Raw genomic sequence first — 19,639 nt, 5'->3', positions numbered from 1 at the left:
GAAAAAGAAAAGCAGTGAGAACTTTATCAACGGTATTACTTTTATGCTTCTAAGCCCTGCGCATTGGCCGTTTGCGTGATGACTGTCAGGAGCTCATCAAGATGGCTATGTGGTTGCGAGGTCTGCTGGGTTTTCACCACAAAGCGGGCCGCAGTGGCGCTGCTATTGGAGCGGATTTGAACCAATTCCGGGTGAGCGCTCAGGGCCTTAGCATGCTCGATGGCGGCAATGGCGATATTGTGGTTGTTGTTAACGCAGCTAATGATTTCGCCCAGGCTACCCAAACGAATATCATCGCCCTTGTTAAGCAACTGAGCGGCTTCACCTATCATGCTTTGTACGTGCAGGCTTTGTGAAAAACAGCCAAACAAGGGGTAGGGAGCAAGATCTTCCAGGGTAATGCAATCTTGGCTGGCAAGGGGGTGATCCTTGCGAGCAAAGAGCAGTAACTGGTCCGGCAGATGAATATCTATGGTGTTGTTGTCTTGGTCTTCTTCGCTGACATAGATATCTATCTCGCCGCGCTTTAGCATGGAGTATAGGGCTGCGCTTTCTTGCAACTGCATCTCAATTTTGATTTCCGGATGCCGGGCCATAAATTGGCCGCAGGAAATTGGCACTATGGTGCTGGCTGAGTTGGTGTAACCAACCACTAAGAGATTATCGCGCTTGCCTTGGCTGTGATCTAAACGCTGAACTATCTGGTTATATTCGTCCAGGGTGCGTCTGCAAAAATGCAGGAACATTTCCCCTTGCTCCGTTAATATTACCGAGCGAGTAGAGCGTTTTACCAGTTGATGACCCACTTCTTGTTCGAGTGTTTGAATACTGCGGGTTAATGCTGAAGTACTGATGTTGGTTTGTTCTGCGGCCTGACGAAAATGGCGTAACGAGCCGAGTGCTAAAAACTGCTTTAATTGTTCAAATCTCACTTTTAAATCCCTTAAAGTAAGTATATAGGTCTTTGCTTTGTAGCCGAGTTCAATATTAGTACATTGTACCCCAAATAAATAGGGGGGCGGCTAAAAAGTCCTTTTCACTGGGCCGTTAAAAGCCTAAATAAGCGTCCCGAAAGTAAGAATTTTATACTCAAAACTGGCCGATATTTACTGGAAATAATGGGCTTTATAGTCTAAGTGTTCCGTTCATCTTCTTTTAATTCTAAAGTATTACTTTTTCTGCCCTATGGATTCGAGTTCAATGGCAATGGCGTCACAAGAAATATGGATTTCATAGAGCGAAGTGAGCAGCGAGATCATCAAGGCTACTAAACTGATACCAAATAAAATTGTGCCGACTAAATTAACCTGTACAAACAGCGCAAACATTGCCAAAGTACATAATAAAAAAGAGGCCACACCCCATACCTGCATGGTCCGTATAAGGCGAATTCTTTTCTTTAAGTTATTGATTTGCTGAGCCACAAAAGGCCTAATGTGCTCACCCTCGCGGGCATTGAGTTCGCGGATCAATTGAGCCAGCACTAAAAAGCGGTTTGTGTAAGCCAAAAGTAGTAGGGAAATGGCCGGAAAAAGCAGTGCAGGCGTGGTTAATGTCATCTTTTTTCCATTATTGACGTTTATAATAGTGGAATGTTAACTATAGGCTAGACTTTTTTACAAATAACAGGCTTAATATTAACAATTTTGCTGTCGGCCTTAGAAACTAAGGCATTAGACAAGTTTAATCAAGCATATATATATGCGAAATAGATGTTCGGTTTAAGTGATAAATGCAGCACGATACGTCTATGTTAAGGGGGAAAAATGGCTATCAACAATGGTAAACCTCAACAGCAAGAGGTACCAGATAAATTGGCACAGGAGTTCGCACAGCGCTGTGCAGATTTATTTAACGTTGAGCCGGAGCAATTAAATAACGCCCTGGCTGACTCTTCTGATAATCAACCGCTGCGTCAATTCGCCGCACAACTAGGTCAACAATTGAGTATTGCGCTCGTTGCCGCTCAATTAGGTAATAAACACAATGCCGACGATGCCGAACAACTCGAAGAGGCGCGCGGTGAGCTGGCGGCCTTAAAAGAGCGTTATGCCACGCAGAATCGCCAATTACTCGAAGCTCAACAAGAAAATGCTCAGTATGCCGATGAACACGTGCAGCTAAAGCAAAAACAACATGAGCTGGCGGCGCTTAAGCACAAGTTAACTGAGCTGGAAAGCGACAATTACAACTCGCAAGGCGAGCGTGAAGAGTTACTGGGCGCGGTAGCGACCCTAAGAGAACAAAAAGCAGCCTTTGAAAAAGACAATAAGGCGCTTAAAGAAGCATTGGAAAGTCAGCGTCAAAGCAATATTGCCTGGCAGGAAAAGCTTAAGGAAATGGCCGAACAACAACAAGGCAGCGAGCAAGCCGCAGAGCAGCTTGTTGAGTTACAAAAAGAAAATGAAGCCATTTCAGAACAGCTTGCTCATTATGAGCAGCTGGTAAGCCGCCAAAATCAACAGCTTTCAGATCTATCCGAGCAGTTGAATGAATCGACCGAAGAAGGTGAAAACCAGCAGGTGATGGTGCAGCGCTTAAAGAATCTAGGCGAAGAGTTGCGTAATGAGCTTAATGCCGAACAGGAACAGTTAGCCGAGCAAAAAGCAGCGAACGAGCAGCTGAGTCAGCAGCTCGCCGAGTTCCAAGCGCAGCAGCAAGAATCTGAGCAGCAATATCAACAAGCGCAGCAAGAAATAGCCAGTTTAAGTGAGCAGCTTGCCGCCATCGATGAGTTGCAGCAGCAATTGCAAGAGCAAGAGCAGCAACACGAGCAAGTGCTAAAAGAGCAGGCTCAGCAACAGCACAGCTTATTGAAGCAAGAGCAAGAGCAGTGGCAGCAGCAACATGCCGAGCTGCAACAGCGTCTAGCCGAGCTTGAAGAGCAAAACCAGGCCCTCGATGAAGAGAAAGGTGCTATCAGTGCCGAGCTTGAACAGGTACAAAGTCGCTGTGAACAAGAAGGCCAGGAACTTGAGCAATTAAGAGCTCAGGTTGAAGAGTTGGGCTCGCGCCATCGCGATGAGCAACAGCGCAATGAAAGCCTGCGTTCACGTATCGACAATGACTCGAAGCAAGCGCGTCAGGCGTTCGACAGCTTGCGCTCTGAGCATCTTGAGCTAAAAGACGAGCTTGAGCAGGCGCAAGAAAAAATGATGGAATATAAACTTAAGTTTGACTACGCCCAGAAGCAACTGCAAAGCGACGCCTAAGTGACTTACGCTCACTGGTTCACGCTAAATGAGCTTTAAATGGGTGAAGGCCTTTGACGCTGAGCACAGCGTCGAGGCCAACATAGTTAAAGGCATGCTTGAGCATGCCGGCATCCAATGTCAGCTCAAGGGTGAGGCCCTGCAAGGGGCGCTAGGTGAAATCCCCTTCACCGAAACCACGGTCAGTGTCTGGGTATACGACATAAAACTGCCCGCGGCCAAAAAAATCTTGCTAGAATACCGCCAATCAAAAACATCAGCAGCAAAATGGCAATGTCAGCATTGCCGGCAGTGGAATCCCGCTAGCTTTGATTTGTGCTGGTCCTGTATGAAAGATAAAAATGAAGAAGCCCAATAACTTTCAGCGTATTCGTGAGTTGAATACGGTGCAAAAGGCGGCCCTTGCGGCGGCTTTGTTAGAACGCATGCTGCCCAACTATACGCTCTTTAGTGAAGCCCTTGAGTTTGGTGAGCCCGAGGTGTTGCGCAACGCCCTGGCACTATGCTGGGAGAAGATACTCCTACCTAAGAGCAAGATCAGCATAGAGAAGTTGGTCGAAAAGGTAGAGCCTAACGTGCCCGAGGTGAACGACTTTGATGTGTTTGGTGTTTACCCTGCCATCGATGCTGCTACCGCACTTTTGACCTTGCTTCAGGGTTTACAAAGTAAAGACGAACAAGAATATGTGAGCGTATGTAAGATAGCGCAGGGCACCGTTGCCCGGCTGATCGAATATCAATTTGAGCTCGATGAACAACCCTACAGCTCGCAGGATGTGAATCAGCACCCCTTGATGGAATATGAAATTGAGGTGCTTGGGGAGTTAATCGACTTTGTTGCCGCCATGACACGACTCGATAAAGACAGTGCTAAGGCGCTGCGTCAACTGGCGGTGGCCGATGGCCAAACGAATATCGGTGTAGAAATTTAATAGTATTTGGCAGGCTCAGCTAACGCTAGGCCTGCTCAACGCGTTGGTAAAGTCGGCACCAGACCTGCCCAGCTTGCTTTTCCTTTAGCATCTGCCAATTGGCAGGTGCGCAAAAATCCTGATTATCACTTTCCACTTCGACGTAAATAAGCGCCTGTTCACTCAGCCACCCCTGTTGTTCCAGGGCGGCGCAACATGGCGTACTGAGGCTACGGTTAAAGGGCGGGTCGACAAACACCAGATCAAACTGGCCGCTTGCTGGGCGCTGTAAAAATGCCATGGCATCGCCGCGAATGACCTCGGCATTGGTCAGCTTAAGCAATTTGGCATTTTCTTCCAGTTGCTTGGCTGCCTTGATATCGAGTTCAAGCAAGGTGGCATCGCTGGCAAAGCGCGACAGTGCCTCAAAGCTAAGGCTTCCGGCTCCGGCAAAGCAATCCAGCACTCGAGCATCACGCACATCCATCATTAACCAGTTAAAAATGGTTTCTTTAAGGCGATCCGTTGTTGGCCGCAGACCGATAACGTCATGAACCGGTAGCTTTCGTCCTCTATGCTGACCACCGATAATACGGATTTGTCCGGCGCCAGAGTGGCTTTTGGGGCTATTTTTTACCGTTTTTCGTCGGCCGATCATGCTTTTACTCACTTATGCTTTTTCCATATGCGGGGAAAATGATAATATAACGCGCAATTATAAATAATATTTGTCGCTAGCAACAGCGGCCCGAGTGGGGGCGGTCGATACCTGCGGGTTGATACCTGTGCGCTAGACCCATGGCCCACGTCAATATTGAGTTTACGGTTTCAGATTATGGCTAAAAAAAGTAAGTTTCTGTCTTGGTTCGGTTTAGGCAAAAAAGATAAGCAGGAACAGCAAGAGCAGGAGCTAGAGCAACAGCGTCTAGCCGAAGAGCGTGCAGAGCAGGAACGTTTAGTTGCGGAACAGGAAGCACGTGAAAAAGCGGAGCAGGAAAGTTTAGCGGTCGATCAAGCGGCTCAAGAGCAAGCGGAGCAGGAACGTTTAGCGGCCGAACAAGCGGCGTGTGAGAAAGCAGAGCAAGAACGTTTAGCTGCCGAGCAGGCGGCGCGTGAGAAAGCCGAGCAAGAGCGTTTAGCGGCCGAGCAAGCGGCTCAAGAGCAAGCTGAGCAAGAGCGTTTGGCTGCCGAACAAGCGGCCCAAGAGAAAGCAGAGCAGGAGCGTCTGGCTGCGGAACAAGCGGCTCAAGAGAAAGCTGAGCAAGAACGTTTAGCGGCCGAGCAAGCGGCTCAAGAGAAAGCAGAGCAAGAACGTTTAGCAGCGGAACAGGCTGCTCGTGAAAAAGCAGAGCAGGAACGTTTAGCAGCGGAACAGGCTGCTCGTGAAAAAGCAGAGCAGGAACGTCTGGCTGCCGAACAAGCGGCTCAAGAGCAAGCTGAGCGGGAGCGTCTGGCTGCCGAACAAGCGGCTCAAGAGAAAGCTGAGCAAGAGCGTTTGGCTGCCGAACAAGCGGCTCAAGAGAAAGCGGAGCAAGAGCGTCTGGCTGCCGAACAAGCGGCTCAAGAGCAAGCCGAGCAAGAGCGTCTGGCTGCCGAACAAGCGGCTCAAGAGCAAGCGGAACAGGAACGTCTTGCTGCGGAACAAGCGGCTCAAGAGCAAGCGGAACAGGAACGTCTTGCTGCGGAACAAGCGGCTCAAGAGCAAGCTGAGCAAGAAGAGGCTGAGGAACCGAAAAAGTCGGGCTTTTTCTCTCGCCTTAAAAAAGGTCTATTAAAAACCAAATCGAATATTGGCTCCGGCTTTGCATCCTTATTCGCCGGCAAGAAAATTGACGACGAGTTGTTTGAAGAACTGGAAACCCAGCTGCTTACCGCGGATGTGGGTGTCGATACCACGGTAAAACTGATTGATAATTTGACCGATGCCGCCGATCGTAAGCAGTTAAAAGACGGTGACGCCCTGTATGAACTATTGAAGCAGGAAATGGCCGATATGCTGGCCAGTGCCGAACAGCCGTTAGATGTTGAGAAAAAAGACGGTCCCTTCGTGATCTTGATGGTGGGCGTCAATGGTGTGGGTAAAACTACCACCATAGGCAAGTTGGCAAAGCAGTACCAGCAGCAAGGTAAATCCGTAATGCTGGCCGCTGGTGATACCTTCCGTGCTGCCGCCGTTGAGCAGTTGCAGGTTTGGGGCGAGCGCAATGATATTCCGGTGATTGCTCAGCATACCGGTGCCGACAGCGCGTCTGTGGTATTCGATGCTTTCCAGGCAGCCAAGGCCCGTAATGTTGATGTTCTTATCGCCGATACCGCCGGACGCTTACAGAATAAAGACAACCTGATGCAAGAGCTGGAAAAAATTGCTCGGGTAATGAAGAAGATAGATGCCGATGCCCCCCATGAGGTGATGTTGACCATAGATGCGGGTACGGGTCAAAATGCCATTAGCCAGGTGAAGTTATTTGACCAGGCGGTGGGCTTAACCGGTATTACTCTGACCAAACTGGATGGCACCGCCAAGGGTGGCGTGATCTTTGCGATCGCCAATCAATTCAAAACACCGATTCGTTATATAGGTGTGGGTGAGGGCATCGACGACCTTCGTACCTTCAACAGCAATGACTTTATTGAGGCACTTTTTAGCGGTGAGCAATAACGGCCAGCAGTAGCGGCTAGTACAAATTGGGACATAATAATAATGATAAAATTCCAAGATGTGAGTAAAACCTATCCTGGCGGCCACTTAGCCCTGGAGAAGGTAAGCTTTCATATAAAAAAGGGAGAGCTTGCCTTTTTAACCGGTCACAGTGGTGCCGGTAAAAGTACGCTGTTAAAACTGATCAGCCTGATGGAGCGTCCTTCAGCGGGCAGTGTGGCTATTAACGGCGTCGACCTGAGTGCCATTAAGCAGCAGCAAATTCCCTATGTGCGCCGCGATATTGGCATTATTTTCCAGAATCATCGCTTATTAGACAGATACTCAGTCTTTGATAACGTCGCCTTGCCGCTGGTTATCGAAGGCGCGCACCGAAAGCAAATCGAAAAACGCGTGTCGGCGGCACTGGAAAAGGTAGGGTTAGGGGATAAAGCCCGCTGTAATCCACTGACCTTGTCCGGTGGTGAGCAGCAGCGGGTTGGTATCGCCCGTGCCATCGTTAATTCTCCCCCTGTATTACTGGCCGACGAGCCGACCGGTAACCTGGACCCCGAGCTCTCGATGGAAATTCTCAAATTATTTGAAGACTTTAATAAGCACGGCACCTCGGTACTGATCGCCACCCATGATCTTGGCCTTATTGCCCGCATGAAATACCGTAGCCTTACGCTGAAAAATGGCCGCCTGCTTAGCGACCCCTTAGCGCCGGAGGCAAGAATATGAGTTTATTGTTTAAAGGCCGTAAAACTGAGTATCAACGCACTGGCCACTCCTTTTTTACCCGTTGGTATTTTAGTCTCTTTAATACCATTCGTCAGGGCATCCAAAGCCTAGGTGAAATGTGGCGCACGCCGGCGGCGTCTATGATGACCATTTTGGTATTGGGCTTAAGCCTTACCTTACCCTCCACCTTATACCTGGTGGTAAAAAATGTGCAGAAGGTCAGCAGTGGTTTTGATAATGCCGCGGAGATTTCCTTATTTGTAAAGCAGGAGATGTCGGCGCAACAGGTGCAAACCCTGGTAAAGCGCCTGGCGTTATTCAGCGAAGTGGAAGACGTGCGCTTGATCAGTAAAACCCAGGCTCTGGAAGAATTTAAACAGGTATCGGGCTTTGCCAATGCCCTGGATTATCTCGATGCCAACCCGCTTCCTGATGTGGTCCTGGTCACTCCCACCGAACGTCATCGTCAACCTGAGGCGGCAAAAGCGTTATTACGCAAGTTGCAGCAAGAGCGCGAAGTCGATTTTGGTAAGCTCGATATAGAGTGGCTGGAGCGACTCAATGCCATTCTTAACTTGCTTAAGGAAAGTGTGATCACCATCGCCGCCTTATTATTGACCTCGGTGATCTTGATCATAGGTAACACCATACGTCTATCTATCATGGATAAACGCAGTGAAATTCAGGTGATGAAGCTGGTCGGTGCCACCAATGGCTTTATTCAGGCACCCTTTTTATGGACAGGTATCTGGTATGGAGTGGTCGGTGGCTTTGTAGCACTGATCTGTAATCTGCTAATGATGTGGTGGCTGGAGTCGGCAGTGGCGCAGGTAACCGGCATCTATCAATCCAGCTTTATATTGCAAGGACTCAGCGCCGATGAGTTCATTACCCTGATTGGCCTGGCCGTGATACTTGGCTTCAGCGGCTCTTACCTGTCGGTACGCCGCTATATTAAAGAAATCGAACCGGATAAGGTTTAATCACTTCTGTAGTCGTTAGCCATGGTTGTTAAGCCTGCTAACGACTGCTAAAGTTCACTCAATGTTCACTGCCGGCACGCTAAATTTTCTTCGCCTAAACTTTCACTGTTATCAAATTGTCATATTTTAAATTGGCGATAAAAGGTAATTAATTCAATAAAAACAGTGTATTAGTTTGGTTTTTTCGATCTTTGAGAACTTCTTGATAAGCGCGCGGTCAAAGGTTACAATGCTTTAGCACTCTCGCTAAAAGAGTGCTAAATTTAGATGAAGATTTATCATCCGAGGTGAATAATGAGCACAAATTTAAATGCACTAGCATTACCGGTAAGCCAACAAAGCGCGAGCATCGAAGGATATTTGCAGGCTGTTAGCACCATTCCCATGCTCGAGGCCGAGGAAGAGCGCCGTTTGGCTACCAGGCTTCAGGATGAGGGTGACCTAAGTGCTGCTAAGCAGTTGATCATGTCGCATCTGCGTTTCGTTGCGCACATTGCTAAGAGCTACAGCGGCTACGGTTTGCCACAGGCGGATCTGATTCAAGAAGGTAATATCGGTCTGATGAAGGCGGTAAAACGTTTCGACCCGAGTGTCGGCGTACGCTTAGTATCATTTGCTGTGCATTGGATTAAGGCCGAAATTCACGAATATGTATTAAAGAACTGGCGTATCGTTAAGGTGGCCACCACCAAAGCGCAGCGTAAATTGTTCTTTAACCTACGCAAGAATAAAAAGCGTCTTGGTTGGTTTAACCAAGAAGAAGTGACCACTGTGGCTAATGAGCTGGGTGTGAGCGAAAAAGAAGTCCGTGAGATGGAGTCGCGTATGAGCGGCCAGGATATGGGCTTTGATCTGACCAATGATGAAGACGATAGCAGCGTTGGCCAGAGCTATTCACCGGTTCAATACCTGACGGACAACAGCTCGGATTTAGCCGAGTCGGTGGAGCAGGAGCAGTGGCAAGAACAGTCGCATACGCGCTTATTCTCGGCGCTAAAAACCCTGGACGAACGCTCACAAGACATAGTGTCATCGCGTTGGTTGGCCGATGAAAAGGCGACGCTACAAGAGCTGGCTGAAAAGTATCAGGTTTCTGCGGAGCGTGTTCGTCAGCTTGAGAAAAGCGCGATGAAGAAATTACAAAACGCCATGGCATAAGTGTTCTGCCAATGAAGTCATAAAAAAGGCCAGCAGTTGCTGGCCTTTTTCGTTGTTAGTCTAACCAAGCCTAGTGATCGCGTTTAACGGCAATGTTGGCCAGTGCTACTAAGGCGTCTTTAAACTCACTGGCGGCCATAAAGTCGAGCGCGGCAATGGCTTTATCGGCTTCTTGCTGAGCACGCTCCATGGTGAACTCCAGGGCCTTGGTTTGTGCCAAGGTGGTAAGAATGTCGTCAAGATGATCTAAACCATTGCCCTGTTCAATAGCGGTGCGAATTTGCTCGACCTGAGCCGGCTCGGCCTGGGTCATTGCATAAATTAGGGGCAGTGTGGGCTTGCCTTCGGCGAGGTCGTCACCAATGTTTTTGCCCAGGGTTTCGGCATCGGCACTGTAATCGAGCACATCGTCTACCAATTGGAAGGCGGTGCCCAGGTGCATACCGTAGAGGCGCAGGGCTTCTTCGACATCGGCATCTTGCTCGGTGATCACCGCGGCTAACTGAGTCGCGGCCTCAAACAGCTTGGCTGTTTTAGAGTAAATCACCTGCATATAACTTTGCTCTGTGGTGTCCGGGTCGTTGCAGTTCATCAACTGCAACACTTCGCCTTCGGCAATCACATTGGTGGCATCGGCGAGGATATCCATGATGCGCATTTGCCCAAGACCGACCATCAACTGAAATGAGCGGGTGTAGATGAAGTCGCCCACCAGGACGCTGGCGGCATTACCGAATTCGGCATTGGCCGTTGGTTCGCCACGGCGTAGCGCCGACTCATCGACCACATCGTCGTGCAACAGGGTAGCGGTGTGAATAAACTCCACTATGGTTGCTAAAGTAATGTGTTTATCACCTTGATAACCCAGTGCGCGAGCCGCCAATAGGGCGAGCATAGGTCTAACACGCTTGCCGCCGCTGTTGACTATATAGAGGCCAAGCTGATTGACCAGAGCAACATCAGATTGCATCTGCGCATATATTAACTGGTTGACGCTGTTCATATCGTCAGCGATAAGCGTCTGGATAGCCTTTATATCCATTTAACTCCGTGCCACGTCGTTTGTCCGAGGAAATGCGCCGAGAATTGTACATTAATTTTGGCTTCAGCTCGACACTTTCCCCATAAAGGGGCTTTTTTATTGGCTAGGTAGCAAAAAAACGACCAAAGGCAAATTAATTGCTTAAAAAGTGCGTAATGAACTTGGCAAGCGGCCAAAAAAGGATAAAATAGGGAAAATTTTTTCATGTCCTCATCGGCGCCATTTTTTCAAATAATTTATTGAAAAAGACGCTTGTCAAGAAGGGTGTTTTAGCGTAGACTTCGCGCCCTATTGAAGAATATTTAGTTGCGTCGATTTGAGGGCGCACAGACGGAGTTAATTATGTACGCGGTTTTCCAAAGTGGTGGTAAACAGCACCGTGTGACTGAAGGTCAAACGATTCGTCTAGAGAAGCTAGACGTTGAAACTGGTGCAGCAGTTGAATTTGACACAGTACTTTTAGTTGCTAATGGTGAGAAAATCGAGATCGGTACCCCGTTCGTAAACGGTGGTAAAGTAACAGCTGAGGTTGTTTCTCACGGTCGTGGCGAGAAAGTGAAGATTGTTAAATTTAGACGTCGTAAGCATTCTCGTAAGCAGATGGGCCACCGTCAGTGGTTCACTGAAGTTAAAATCACTGGCATTAGCGCTTAATTTAGAGGTACAGAAAGATGGCACATAAGAAGGCAGCTGGTAGTACTCGTAACGGTCGCGATTCAGAAAGTAAACGCCTAGGTGTTAAGCGTTTCGGTGGTGAATCTGTACTAGCGGGTAACATCATTGTTCGTCAACGTGGTACTAAGTTCCACGCTGGCTCAAACGTAGGCATGGGTAAAGACCACACTCTATTTGCAACTGCAAATGGTAAAGTTCAGTTTGAACAGAAAGGTCCTTTGAACCGTAAATACGTGAGCATCGTAGCTGAATAATCAGCATACAGACTTACTGAAAAACCCCGCTTTTGCGGGGTTTTTTGTTTTCAATTGCACGGGCTCTGCCTACGAGCTTTAGTTCTGCTATCTAATCGCATTGTTAGTGAGCATTAATCAAAAGCAATTGATATAATAGAAACATTCAATCGCAGATCCGCTAAGTGAAAAATCATGAAATTTGTTGATGAAGTCGAAATCCGCGCAGAAGCCGGCGACGGCGGCAGTGGCGTAGTCTCCTTTCGCCGCGAAAAATACGTACCCGATGGCGGCCCGGATGGCGGCGATGGCGGTGACGGCGGCAGTGTCTATCTTGAGGCCGACGAAAACCTCAATACCCTGATCGATTACCAATTTGAGCGCTTTCATCGCGCCGAACGTGGTACCAATGGTCAAAGCCGTAACTGTACCGGTAAGAAAGGCGCTGATTTAATCCTCAAGGTGCCGGTTGGTACACGCGTAACCGACGTCGACACCGAAGAATCCTTGGGTGATTTAACCAAGCATGGGCAGAAGCTGATCGTCGCTAAGGGCGGCTTCCATGGTCTAGGTAATACCCGCTTTAAGTCCAGTACTAACCGTGCGCCGCGTCAGAAGACCCTAGGCACACCGGGTGAGGTGCGTAACCTTAAACTGGAATTGATGTTGCTAGCGGATGTGGGCCTATTAGGTTTGCCTAACGCCGGTAAGTCGACCTTTATTCGCAGCGTATCGGCGGCCAAACCTAAGGTGGCAGACTACCCATTCACCACCTTGGTACCTAACCTGGGCGTGGTGCGTCCGGCTTCGGGTCAGTCATTTGTTATCGCCGATATCCCGGGATTAATCGAAGGCGCATCCGACGGCGCTGGCCTGGGCATTCGCTTCTTGAAGCATCTGGAGCGTTGTCGTGTGTTATTACACGTTATCGATGTGCTGCCAATCGATGGTTCAGATCCGGTCGATAATGCCTTTGCGATTATCAATGAGCTGCATCAGTACAGCCCGAAATTGGCGGATAAGCCGCGCTGGTTGGTATTTAACAAAATCGACCTGCTTCCCGAGGATGAAGTCGAGGAAACCTGTGCTCGTATCGCTGAAGAGTTGGGTGTTGAGCAGGATATCTATAAAATCAGTGCCGCGAGTAAATTGAATACTCAGGAACTGTGTCAGGATATCATGCAGTTGCTTGAATCCATGCCGAAAGACAAGTTCGAGCAGCACCAAGAGCAAGAAGAAGTCGAATTTAAGTGGGATACCTATCACCGTCACGCAACGAAAGACAATGACAACGACGATGATTGGGACGATTGGGATGATGACGACTATGATGTCGAGGTCATCTACGAACGTTAATGTATTACCTTAAGGGCGCTTGCGCCCTTTTTTATGAGTAAAGGAATCAGCAGTGAAAATCTCCATGATAGCGGCGATGGCCCATAACCGAGTGATAGGCAAAGACAATGATATGCCTTGGCACTTGCCCGCCGACCTGAAGCATTTTAAACAAGTGACCCTAGGGAAACCCGTTATTATGGGCCGAAAAACCCTGGAGTCTATCGGTCGCGCACTGCCGGGACGCCGCAATATAGTGATCAGCCGTAATGGCGACTATCAATTTGCCGGCGCCGAAACGGCCACCTCGGTTGAACAGGCGTTGAGTATGGTAGAAGGGGTTGAAGAGGTGATGATTATCGGCGGCGGTAATATCTACAGTCAATGTTTGCCCTTGTGCCACACCCTTTATTTAACCTTTATCGATTTGGATGTCTCCGGCGATACTTGTTTTCCAGACTATGAAGCCGTAGGGCCTTGGCACTGTATAGAGCGTGAACAGCATGGTCAGGATGAGACGAATCCACATAATTATGAGTTCGTCACGCTTAGTAAGGAAGTGTGAGCTAATTGCTAAATATTGCCCCGATTGGTAAACTATTTGTCTACTTTGTAATAAAAAAGTATTAAAAGGGTGCAACTAATGAAATTATTAACTGGGGTAATCGCAACGGCCATATTGGCCGGCTCGGCGTTTTATACGGCGCCAGCCAGTGCCAATGAACGACTCGCCGTAACCATCTGCGAATACATTGCCGCCAATGATAAAAACCGCCTGCGCAAAACCTTGCGTAGTGCACGTATTAAGCTTCGTGATGTTAGCGACAGCGTGCAATGTAATGGCAATAACCTGGTACGTCACGCCGTAGCAAGTCAGGCGGTGGATACCGGCGAATACATCATCAAGAGCCTGCCCAAGAGTGCACTTGAAGATGGCGCCGACCTTAACTGGGCAACAAGCAATGGCTATGGGGATTCACGCTTATTGCCGTGTTAAAAGAACGCGCGGGTTTATAATACCGATTGAATTATTGCTATAGATGCAAAATTCGCTAAAAAAGCACAAAAACCACGGTTCTTACCGTGGTTTTTTTGTTTTTGCTTTTAAATCTAATTCAGTTCGCGCCCTATACTGGTTAAAATAGCGCAAATTTCTCCAACTAGGTCTTTCTATGGCAATTCACGTAATTGATCACCCTTTAGTACAACACAAACTAGGTTTAATGCGTCAGCAAGGCATTAGCACTAAAAGTTTTCGCGAGCTCGCTTCGGAAGTCGGCACCTTGCTGACCTACGAAGCAACGAAAACGCTTGAGCTGGCGGATACCGCAATCACGGGTTGGCAGGGAAATGAGCTAACCGTTAAAAGTATTAAAGGGAAGAAGATTACCGTGGTGCCAATTTTGCGTGCGGGTCTGGGTATGCTTGACGGTGTGATGCACCTGATCCCCGGCGCCAAGGTCAGCGTTGTTGGTCTTGAGCGTAACGAAGAAACGCTAGAGCCAGTTCCCTATTTTGAAAAATTGGTAGGCAATATCGATGAGCGCTTAAGCCTGGTTATCGATCCTATGCTGGCCACCGGTGGTTCTATGATAGCTACGCTGGATATGCTTAAAAAGGCTGGCTGTAAGCAAATCAAGGTGATTGTCCTGGTGGCGGCGCCGGAAGGCATAGAGAAAACCGTAGCAGCGCACCCGGATGTGGATATTTATACCGCCTCATTAGACAGCCATTTAAATGAAAAAGGATACATAGTGCCAGGACTGGGCGATGCCGGCGATAAGATCTTCGGTACCGTTTAATGAGTGCATTTTTATCCCCTAAGACCATGATCACCGGCGCGCAAATGCTCTTTGTCGCCTTTGGCGCCCTGGTCTTGGTGCCCTTGTTAACCGGGCTAGATGCCAATGTCGCGCTCTTTACCGCGGGTCTAGGCACCTTGGCATTTCAATGGATCACGCGGGGCCAGGTACCTGTATTTTTGGCCTCATCCTTTGCCTTTATTGCTCCCATTATCGCCTGTAATCAGTTGTACGGCAGTGCCGCGACCATGGGCGCGCTGATGGCCGCCGGTGGCGCTTACATGCTGCTGGCTGTGATGGTGCGCTTAAAGGGCACGGACATGCTGCACAAGGTGTTACCGCCCGTGGTGGTTGGTCCGGTGATCATGGTGATTGGCCTGGCCTTGGCGCCGGTGGCGGTGAACATGGCCATGGGTAAAAGCGGCGATGGCACGGCACAATTGGTTGCCTACCATGATGCGGTGTGGATCTCCATGTCGGCACTGGTTGCCACCATAGTGGTTTCGGTGTTTGGCGGCGGTATTTGGCGTTTGGTGCCGATTCTCGCTGGGGTGATCACCGGGTATCTGTGTGCCCTGGCGTTTGGTGTGGTCGATTTTAGCGCGGTGCAACAGGCTTCCTGGCTTGCGGCGCCGGCCTTTAGCGCACCTGAGTTTAAGTGGCAGGCCATTGCCTTTATGATCCCGGTGGCCGTGGCACCGGCCATCGAGCACATTGGCGACATGATGGCGATTAGTAACGTCACCGGTAAGGACTTTTTGAAAAAGCCCGGGCTGCATCGTACCCTGATGGGAGATGGGGTCGCCACCACCTTGGCAGCCAGCGTTGGCGGTCCCCCCAATACCACTTACTCGGAGGTAACCGGGGCGGTGATGCTGACGAAAAACTTCAATCCCAGAGTGATGACCTGGACCGCTATTATTGCCGTGGTCTTAGCCTTTATCGGCAAGATGGGCGCCGGACTGCAAACCATTCCTGTGCCTGTGATGGGTGGCATTATGATCCTGCTGTTTGGCTCCATTGCCGTAGTGGGTTTAAAAACCCTGATGAAGGCAGACCTGGATGTAAGTGCGCCGCGTAACCTGGTGATCGTTGCCTTGATTTTAGTCTTCGGTATCGGCGGTATGCAGATAGGCGGCAATGAATTTGCCCTGCAAGGGGTGAGCCTCTGTGCCATCTTTGGCATAGTGCTTAATTTACTGTTACCCGAGCATCAGGCAGAATCGGAACAAAATGACGGCTAGGATTAATCGCCTAGAGCATTTGTTCCATAAATAAGTTAGAATCTGCCGCCTTTAGTCTTTCAAGATCATGGTGGCAGAGTGCAATATGCAGGCACTATCGCCATTTAATTATTAGGGGCACTCCTATGTCAGATAAGCGTTATATTACCGCGCAACAGCTGCTGGAAGATTCATTCCGCGTCGCAGCACAAGTCTATGAAGATGGCTTTCGACCCGATTTCATCATTGGTATTTGGCGTGGCGGCGCACCTATAGGTATCGCCGTGCAAGAGTACTACGACTACAAGGGTATCGACACGGATCATATCGCCGTACGTACCTCGTCTTACTATGGTATCGGCAAGCAGTCGAAAGAGATCAAGGTGCATGGTCTGCACTACATCATTGAAAATGCCAATGCCAACAACTCATTGTTGATTGTTGACGATGTATTCGATTCGGGCCGCAGCATTTACGCACTCAAGGAAAAGCTGGCCGAACTGATGCGTTTAAACCTGCCTCAGGATATTCGTGTTGCTTGTCCTTATTACAAGCCGAAGAATACCAAGGTGCCAATGAAGCCGGACTACTACATTCATGACTCTGATGAGTGGTTAGTGTTCCCGCACGAGTTGTCGGGATTGACGCCTGAAGAGTTGCAGGAAGGTAAATCCGATCTTGCCAATATTAAAGATCTGTTTGTGTAATAGACAGTGAAATAAAAAGCAGCCTAGGCTGCTTTTTTTATGCTTATACCAATTCTGTTAAATATGTGAGCATGATATTTAGCCCGCTAGAATGATTAGCTATTTAAGTGAATTGGTATTAGATAAAGCTGTCGACAAAGGCCGAGAGGGCGGGAATGTCGATGGCTTGCAAGCCCTCTTTTGAGCGTACGATCAGGCCCCGGTCGACCAGCTCGGTTACCACCCGGCGGTAGGCACGCTCCGTGGTGGCAAAACGCTCCGCTTCGGCACTCACCGTAGGGTAGGCACGCAACAAGGTCGGGTTGGTGTTTTGGGCCCGCATCAGGCAGTCCTTGGCAATGTTATAGCTCAGGGGCAACAGCAGTTTGTCGAGGTTAACCTTTTGGTTCTCCTGAAACTTAGCGGCAATGGTCTGCGCCGTATACAGGCTCAACTGCGGGTTAGCCAACAATACCTGGCGCCAATGTTTTAGTTCGATCAGGTTATAGCTGACATCGCTAAAGCAGGTGACGGTATAGATGCAGGGCTGGTTATTCAATGCCTCAATTTCACCGATCAAGGTGTTGTTACAATCAAGCTGGCCAAGCAAAAGACGGCGGCCGTTACCCACATCATAACTAAAAGACACAGTACCGCTGCGAACCAGCACTAACTTTTGTAGCGGTTGATCCTGGTGCAGCAAGACTTCTTTTTTCTCCTGCTGGTAATAACTACCGGCATAATTTAGAAGCTGCTCAACGAGATCCGTTGAAAAATGATACTGAAACATTGTCAAAGCCTGCTGGGACAATTGTCCTTTTTGTTACAACCATATGACGCTAGCATGAAGGTCTAACGTATTTTATGTCAATTTACACATTATAACCGGGTTGTTCCTTAGCATAACGATTCCCGTGTTTATTGTTCGGTTTATTACTCGGTGGTGTGAATTGACCTTTTTATTCTCTGTAATCGCCCTGTGGTGCATGCGAATCCTTGCCCTCACAGTGGTTTATCAATGCTAACGTAAAGCGAAGGAGAGGACAAATGGCGTGGGAATATTTAGGGTATTTTGCCTCGGCGCTGCTCGTCACCTCTTTAGCGATGAGCGATGTTTATAAGCTGCGTTGGTTCAATCTTGCCGGTTGTATCGCCTTTAGCTGTTATGGCTTGGCCATAGATGCCTGGCCGGTGGCGTTAACCAATGCCTTGCTGGCCTTGGTTAACCTCTACCACCTCTACAAGTTAAAGTTCAATCAAGGCGTCACCGAAGCGCTGCGCTCGTAGCGTTTTTCGCCGCCAAGCCAGGTTTGTAACACCTGGGTTTGCCAGATGTCCTGTACCGGGGCAGTCATAATATCGGTGTCGACCAGTATAAAGTCGGCCCATTTGCCTTTTTCCAAACTTCCAAGCTTAAACTCTTGATGGGCGCTATAGGCCGCATCCAAAGTAAAGGCGCGCAGTGCCTGCTCTCTGGTCAATAATTCCTGCGGGCGCCATCCGGCTTGCGGCTGACCTTGATGGTTCTGGCGGGTGATGGCGCTGTAAAGACCGTGGAAGGGATTGGCTAATTCCACCGGGAAATCGGAGCCGGCTGCGACCTTTGAGCCCTGCGCTAAAAATGTCTGCCAGGCATAGGCACCACTTAATTGTTGTTCGTTTAAGCGTAGCTCGGCCATATGCATATCCGAGGTGGCGTGCACCGGCTGCATGGAAGGAATAATTTTCAGCGTTTTAAAGCGGGGGATATCGCTCGGAGCGACGATTTGCGCATGCTCGATACGATTGCGCAGTAACTTGCCGCCGGTGCTTTTAAATACGTTTTCATAGGCGTTGAGTACATCGCGGTTGGCGCGATCGCCAATGGCATGGGTGTGAGCCGAGAAGCCATGGGCAAAACAGGTTTTGAAAATCTCTTCTAACTGTTCCTGGCTTTCCAGCATCAGGCCGCGATGGCCCTTGCGGTCGGCATAATCGTCAAGCAATGCCGCTCCGCGGGAGCCTAAAGCGCCATCGGCATAGACTTTAACGCTGCGAATGGAGAGCATGTCGTTGGCATCGCTAACCTTACCGGCTTTAAGCATGCTTACCAGTTGAGGATGGCGGCGCTCAGCATGGCATAGATGCGCAGCGGTAAGTTATTTTGTGCGGCGCGTTGGCGGTACAGTTGCCAGGTGTCTTTGCTGATGCCGGCATCATGGGTACTGGTAATGCCGAGGCTAAGTAAATGGGCGCCGGCCTTGTCCAAGGCAGTGGACAGAGCCCGAGCATCGGCTTTGGGAATATGGGTGGTGATCAGGTTTTCAGCCTTGTCAATGAAGACCCCAGTCGCTTGTCCTTGGTCATTACGAATAATTTCGCCGCCCTCGGGGCTCGGCTCCGTGCCTTTAAGGCCTGCCAGTTCCATGGCTTTGGTATTAACCCAGATGGCATGACCATCAATGCGCGTTAGGACAACCGGGCGGTCGCTGACATATTTGTCCAAGTCCGCCGCCGTGGCAAAGCGTTTCGTTGGCCAGTTCTCCTGGTTCCAGCCACGGCCAATAATCCAATCCTGGGTTGATTGCGCCGCAAAGGCTTTTAGCTTCTCACCAATGTGCTCCACCGACTGGGTATCGCGCAAATCCAAGCGCATTAGGTTTTGACCTAAGCCAATCACATGGCCATGGGCATCGATCAACCCCGGCAGCAAGACCTTGCCTTGGGCATCGATGCGCTCGGCATCGGGGTAGCTCTTGGCTAGTTGCTGATCGCCGCGATTAAGCACGCGACCGTCTTTAATCACTAGGGTGCTAAAGTGGGCGAGCTCGCCATCCTGAGTTGGGGTATAGCCCTTGGCGTTGTACACCACAGTGGTGCCGGCCAGGGTGCTAAAGGGCACCAGCGTCGTTATCATTAGCGCAATAAGCTTGTTTTTCATGGATATTTTCCTCCTCGGCAGAAAAATGACTGTAGCAAATAAATATCCACAGCGACAACAAACACGATGCCTGTCAG

General features: G+C 49.3%; 20 protein-coding genes and 2 pseudogenes. 16 read left to right on the top strand and 6 right to left on the bottom strand.

What is annotated here, in order from left to right:
* Positions 1-41: 41 nt before the first annotated feature.
* The gene (locus C2M36_RS16365; RefSeq protein ID WP_105255811.1) at positions 42-932 is read right to left on the bottom strand and encodes a LysR family transcriptional regulator; all 891 of its coding nucleotides are present in this window, start codon (positions 930-932) and stop codon (positions 42-44) included.
* Positions 933-1,169: 237 nt separating this feature from the next.
* The gene (locus C2M36_RS16360; RefSeq protein WP_105255810.1) at positions 1,170-1,559 is read right to left on the bottom strand and encodes a DUF2721 domain-containing protein; all 390 of its coding nucleotides are present in this window, start codon (positions 1,557-1,559) and stop codon (positions 1,170-1,172) included.
* A gap of 207 nt (positions 1,560-1,766) precedes the next feature.
* Here C2M36_RS16360 and C2M36_RS16355 point away from each other — a divergent pair, with 207 nt between their 5' ends.
* The 3 genes from C2M36_RS16355 to C2M36_RS16345 are packed head-to-tail and all read left to right on the top strand — an operon-like array spanning position 1,767 to position 4,144.
* On the top strand, positions 1,767-3,212 hold the full coding sequence (locus C2M36_RS16355; protein ID WP_105255809.1) for a hypothetical protein: 1,446 nt from the start codon (positions 1,767-1,769) through the stop codon (positions 3,210-3,212).
* A 28-nt stretch (positions 3,213-3,240) separates the two neighbouring features.
* Positions 3,241-3,570 carry a putative signal transducing protein gene (locus tag C2M36_RS16350; RefSeq protein ID WP_105255808.1) on the top strand — a complete coding sequence of 110 codons (330 nt, stop codon included), beginning with the start codon at positions 3,241-3,243 and terminating at the stop codon, positions 3,568-3,570.
* Positions 3,554-4,144, top strand: a complete 591-nt coding sequence (locus C2M36_RS16345; RefSeq protein WP_105255807.1) for a YjaG family protein — start codon at positions 3,554-3,556, stop codon at positions 4,142-4,144. The genes C2M36_RS16350 and C2M36_RS16345 overlap by 17 nt, the downstream gene beginning before the upstream one ends.
* A gap of 25 nt (positions 4,145-4,169) precedes the next feature.
* Here C2M36_RS16345 and rsmD read toward each other — a convergent pair whose 3' ends face one another.
* Positions 4,170-4,781, bottom strand: coding sequence for a 16S rRNA (guanine(966)-N(2))-methyltransferase RsmD (gene rsmD / locus C2M36_RS16340; RefSeq protein ID WP_105255806.1), 612 nt, complete (start codon positions 4,779-4,781; stop codon positions 4,170-4,172).
* Between the two features lie 177 nt (positions 4,782-4,958).
* Between rsmD and ftsY the strand changes: the two genes are divergently transcribed.
* The 4 genes from ftsY (at position 4,959) to rpoH (ending at position 9,646) form a co-directional block, all read left to right on the top strand.
* Positions 4,959-6,782, top strand: coding sequence for a signal recognition particle-docking protein FtsY (ftsY, locus tag C2M36_RS16335; RefSeq protein ID WP_105255805.1), 1,824 nt, complete (start codon positions 4,959-4,961; stop codon positions 6,780-6,782).
* A 42-nt stretch (positions 6,783-6,824) separates the two neighbouring features.
* Positions 6,825-7,505 (top strand): cell division ATP-binding protein FtsE, encoded by a 681-nt coding sequence (gene ftsE, locus C2M36_RS16330; RefSeq protein ID WP_105255804.1) that lies wholly within the window; start codon positions 6,825-6,827, stop codon positions 7,503-7,505.
* The gene (gene ftsX, locus C2M36_RS16325; RefSeq protein WP_105255803.1) at positions 7,502-8,488 is read left to right on the top strand and encodes a permease-like cell division protein FtsX; all 987 of its coding nucleotides are present in this window, start codon (positions 7,502-7,504) and stop codon (positions 8,486-8,488) included. The genes ftsE and ftsX overlap by 4 nt, the downstream gene beginning before the upstream one ends.
* A 294-nt stretch (positions 8,489-8,782) precedes the next feature.
* The gene (gene rpoH, locus C2M36_RS16320; RefSeq protein ID WP_105255802.1) at positions 8,783-9,646 is read left to right on the top strand and encodes an RNA polymerase sigma factor RpoH; all 864 of its coding nucleotides are present in this window, start codon (positions 8,783-8,785) and stop codon (positions 9,644-9,646) included.
* 70 nt (positions 9,647-9,716) lie between these two features.
* Here rpoH and ispB read toward each other — a convergent pair whose 3' ends face one another.
* The gene (ispB, locus tag C2M36_RS16315; RefSeq protein ID WP_105255801.1) at positions 9,717-10,688 is read right to left on the bottom strand and encodes an octaprenyl diphosphate synthase; all 972 of its coding nucleotides are present in this window, start codon (positions 10,686-10,688) and stop codon (positions 9,717-9,719) included.
* A 342-nt stretch (positions 10,689-11,030) separates the two neighbouring features.
* Here ispB and rplU point away from each other — a divergent pair, with 342 nt between their 5' ends.
* The 8 genes and pseudogenes from rplU (at position 11,031) to C2M36_RS16275 (ending at position 16,663) form a co-directional block, all read left to right on the top strand.
* Positions 11,031-11,342: a 50S ribosomal protein L21 gene (gene rplU / locus C2M36_RS16310; protein WP_105199571.1), complete on the top strand. Its 312-nt coding sequence runs from the start codon at positions 11,031-11,033 to the stop codon at positions 11,340-11,342.
* A gap of 17 nt (positions 11,343-11,359) precedes the next feature.
* On the top strand, positions 11,360-11,617 hold the full coding sequence (gene rpmA, locus C2M36_RS16305; protein WP_105188290.1) for a 50S ribosomal protein L27: 258 nt from the start codon (positions 11,360-11,362) through the stop codon (positions 11,615-11,617).
* Positions 11,618-11,791: 174 nt separating this feature from the next.
* Complete coding sequence (gene cgtA / locus C2M36_RS16300) at positions 11,792-12,952, top strand: Obg family GTPase CgtA (protein WP_105255800.1); 1,161 nt, start codon at positions 11,792-11,794, stop codon at positions 12,950-12,952.
* A 64-nt stretch (positions 12,953-13,016) separates the two neighbouring features.
* Positions 13,017-13,496, top strand: a complete 480-nt coding sequence (gene folA / locus C2M36_RS16295) for a type 3 dihydrofolate reductase (RefSeq protein ID WP_105255890.1) — start codon at positions 13,017-13,019, stop codon at positions 13,494-13,496.
* 78 nt (positions 13,497-13,574) lie between these two features.
* A pseudogene (locus C2M36_RS16290) lies at positions 13,575-13,948 on the top strand (DUF3718 domain-containing protein).
* A gap of 155 nt (positions 13,949-14,103) precedes the next feature.
* The gene (gene upp, locus C2M36_RS16285; RefSeq protein ID WP_105255798.1) at positions 14,104-14,733 is read left to right on the top strand and encodes a uracil phosphoribosyltransferase; all 630 of its coding nucleotides are present in this window, start codon (positions 14,104-14,106) and stop codon (positions 14,731-14,733) included.
* Positions 14,733-15,977, top strand: coding sequence for a uracil-xanthine permease family protein (locus C2M36_RS16280; RefSeq protein ID WP_105255797.1), 1,245 nt, complete (start codon positions 14,733-14,735; stop codon positions 15,975-15,977). The genes upp and C2M36_RS16280 overlap by 1 nt, the downstream gene beginning before the upstream one ends.
* Positions 15,978-16,102: 125 nt before the next feature.
* Complete coding sequence (locus C2M36_RS16275; protein WP_105188285.1) at positions 16,103-16,663, top strand: phosphoribosyltransferase; 561 nt, start codon at positions 16,103-16,105, stop codon at positions 16,661-16,663.
* Positions 16,664-16,781: 118 nt separating this feature from the next.
* Here C2M36_RS16275 and C2M36_RS16270 read toward each other — a convergent pair whose 3' ends face one another.
* Positions 16,782-17,432 carry a Crp/Fnr family transcriptional regulator gene (locus C2M36_RS16270; RefSeq protein WP_105188284.1) on the bottom strand — a complete coding sequence of 217 codons (651 nt, stop codon included), beginning with the start codon at positions 17,430-17,432 and terminating at the stop codon, positions 16,782-16,784.
* Between the two features lie 257 nt (positions 17,433-17,689).
* Between C2M36_RS16270 and C2M36_RS16265 the strand changes: the two genes are divergently transcribed.
* Positions 17,690-17,929 (top strand): YgjV family protein, encoded by a 240-nt coding sequence (locus C2M36_RS16265; RefSeq protein WP_105255796.1) that lies wholly within the window; start codon positions 17,690-17,692, stop codon positions 17,927-17,929.
* Here the strand turns inward: C2M36_RS16265 and C2M36_RS16260 are convergent.
* Positions 17,899-19,568: pseudogene (locus tag C2M36_RS16260) on the bottom strand (amidohydrolase). The gene C2M36_RS16265 and the pseudogene C2M36_RS16260 overlap by 31 nt on opposite strands.
* Positions 19,569-19,639 lie beyond the last annotated feature (71 nt).

Source organism: Pseudoalteromonas sp. T1lg75 (genome assembly GCF_002964705.1).
Classification (GTDB): Bacteria; Pseudomonadota; Gammaproteobacteria; order Enterobacterales; family Alteromonadaceae; genus Pseudoalteromonas.
Note: the sequence above shows the minus strand (reverse complement) of the source record. Positions and strands in the feature narration are given on the sequence as shown.